The 2,961-nt window shown below is 32.2% G+C and carries 2 protein-coding genes; one reads left to right on the top strand and one right to left on the bottom strand.

The features are described 5' to 3' along the window. Window positions 1-61: 61 nt before the first annotated feature. Window positions 62-1,177 carry a T9SS type A sorting domain-containing protein gene (locus B4I81_RS03815; protein WP_291107798.1) on the top strand — a complete coding sequence of 372 codons (1,116 nt, stop codon included), beginning with the start codon at window positions 62-64 and terminating at the stop codon, window positions 1,175-1,177. A gap of 121 nt (window positions 1,178-1,298) precedes the next feature. Here the strand turns inward: B4I81_RS03815 and B4I81_RS03810 are convergent, their stop codons facing one another. Beyond that, window positions 1,299-2,873, bottom strand: a complete 1,575-nt coding sequence (locus B4I81_RS03810) for an IS1182 family transposase (RefSeq protein WP_291107795.1) — start codon at window positions 2,871-2,873, stop codon at window positions 1,299-1,301. Between the last annotated feature and the right edge of the window lie 88 nt (window positions 2,874-2,961).

The raw sequence follows: 2,961 nt of genomic DNA, 5'->3' as shown, positions 1-2,961 counted from the left end.
GGCGTAAGGAGTATATAAACAAGTTGGTAGAAAATTTTGAAAACACTCAAAATAAATAAATATGATACGATACTTTATAATTTCTTTTTTAATTTTTAATTATAACTTTGCACAAGAATTAACTTTTAAAGAGATTGATGTTTTAACTGGAAACCCTATTTACTTATTAAATGAAACTAAAATTAGAAGTATAGCGACTCAATCATTTGATAATTTAACTTATGATTGTGGCTCAGTATTTTGGACAATAAATAATTCTGGCAATATCCAACAATGGAACCTTATTGCAAATCAAATAAATGGAGGTTCAACTGTTCAGAGTTGTAATGGTAGTAGCCTTGCTTTTTGTAGTGATGGAAGTTCATTAACTTTTTTTTCTTCAAATTACCCATCAACAGGAATTTTAAAATATGACACTAATTTAGGATGGGTAACTATTTCAACTTCTATTCCATTACTTAATAATGGAGGTTTTCTAGAAAATCAATATTTTTTTAAAGCCGATGGTTTTAGTACAAAAGATTTATATTATTTTGATGGAACTAATATCACATTAGTTGAACATTTAATAGGTAGTGAGGTTTATGCAGTTGCTGATATTGCAGTAGATTCTTACGGTAGAGCTTGGACTTTTACTAGCATGTCAAATGGTACAATTTCTTCCCTTAAAGTTTATAATCAATCTGGATTACTGTTTTCATTGCCTATTTCATTTAACCCAATTCATTGTTACGGGGCATTTTTTATAAATGATAATTTGTATCTAGGATTTGGAGAAGGCTCTTTCAGTTTTTCGAACTCTATTTTACCAATATTATACAATGGAATAAATGCTACTTTAGGAATTCCTATTACATTTCAAAATAATGCTTTTTATGATATGGCAAGTTGTAACAATCAAACAACTTTTTTAAATACAAATTCAAATATCTTTATTAATGGGCATTTAATGGTTTATCCTAATCCATCAAACAATTACATTACAATACAACACAAACAAAATTTAACAGAAAACTATGATTATAGTATTATAGATTTAATTGGTAGAATTGTAAAAAGTGGAAAATCAAAATTTAACGAACTAATAAATATTGAAAATTTAACAAGTGGAAATTATATTATTCAAATAGAAACAGAAAAAGGAGAAAAATTTACAGAAAAACTGATAAAGAATTAAATCTTCTGCCAACACAGGTAACTGTTGCACAACTACCATTTTTTAAATAAAATTTCAAAAAAAATAAAATTCCGACCTCGTTTATCTCGAATTTTCGGGACATTTAAGCGAGGTTTGTTTTTTAGTTGAAGTACAAAATTCTAAAATCGGAATAGCTTACAATCGAGTTTTTGAAGTCTTCAAAGACTGATTTTACAAAAGTAAAGCACTTCCCCTGTTTTAAGGCAATAACTTGGGCTAAAACACTTGGTTTTTTGATGGTAAAGCGCAAGTATTTCTTCAAGTTGTAGGTTAAACTTGCCATTAATACGTGTTTGTTTGTGTTTTTGATACCTCTTGTGTTGACTCGCTTCATATTGGTAAAGTTGACCAAGGTTCCAATCACAGGTTCTACCGTTTTACTTCGTATTCTCGACATTTTCTTGGCATATTTCTCGTTTTGTGTGAGTTTTTGATGCATGCGGTCATAATGTTCTTTGTGAATACTATCGTCGATTTTTTTAAACTTGGTGCTTTTGCCACAACATTGTTCTCTTAGCGGACAATGCTTGCAATCGGATTCACTGCTTCTATAGGTTCGTTTGGTGTAGCCTTTACTATCTGTTTTTTCGCCTTTGAACAGTAGTTTAGCTTGGTTGCCTTCGGGTTTTGTACATTGGTAATAATTTTCTTCTTTGTTGAAGGTAAAACCTTCTCGCTCGGGTTTGTATTGACCGAAATTAGGAATGTAGGCGTTGATGTTTTTTTGATGTAGATACGCTAAAGCTTCGCCGCTACTGTAACCACCATCGGCTAAAAGTTCTTCTAATTCAATATCATTTTCGTTTAGGTTTTCCTCTGTAAGCTCTACAATTTGTTCTAAACACTGACTATCGCGTTTGTCGGCAAAATCAGAACAGGCTCCTGTAATGACATGATGAGCATCGTCTACAGCAATTTGTCCAAAATAATTTAATTGTCGCGCTTTACCTGGTTTTACACTCACTCTAGCATCGCTATCTGTAGGAGAATAATGTGTATGATTGGATACATATTTTGGTCGGATGATGTTCCCAAATTCATCTACTTTGTCTTTTCCTGTAGCGTTAGGCATTCCTTTATAGGCTTCTTCTTTCCAAGCATGGTGTTGTTCTACCAATTTCTTTCTGGTACTGGTAGTTTTAAATTCGCTGTTTTCTTCTAATTCGTTTACAAAAGCACTAGCATCCTCCAAAACTTCTTTCTCCACCAAACTATCCATACTCGCATTGGCTTTAATAAAAACACTGTCCACTGCTTGACGTTTGCCTCGAACCATGCCTTTATTTACGCACATTTTTAAGACTTCTTTGAACAAACTCAAAAATACTTCTTCGCCATACAGACTTCGAGTTCGGCTGATGGTACTGTGCCATGGCAATTGCTCATGAACATCATAACCTAAAAACAAACGTATCGATAAACTATCGCTACAAAAAGCGATTAATTGCCTATCCGAGTTGATGTTATTCAAATAACCTACCAACAAAATCTTGAAGAATACAACAGGATCAATACTCTCTTGTCCTTCTTTACCATAATACTTTTTAGTAGCTTTATAAATGAAACTTAAATCGAGTTCGGTTAACAATTTTCTATAAAAATTATCCGCTGGAACCAAATCCAACAAATTAACCGAAACAAATAATTGTGGAGTAAAATTTTTCTTTCCTTGCATGAATAAATTTACAAATTATATCGTTTTTATGCAAGTATTTGTATATTTGAGTTGTGCAACAAGCATCGAGTAGACGGCTCCGCCAGAA

The organism is Flavobacterium sp. UBA6195, from assembly GCF_002422095.1.
In the GTDB taxonomy this organism is placed as follows: Bacteria; Bacteroidota; Bacteroidia; order Flavobacteriales; family Flavobacteriaceae; genus Flavobacterium.
Note: the sequence above shows the minus strand (reverse complement) of the source record. Positions and strands in the feature narration are given on the sequence as shown.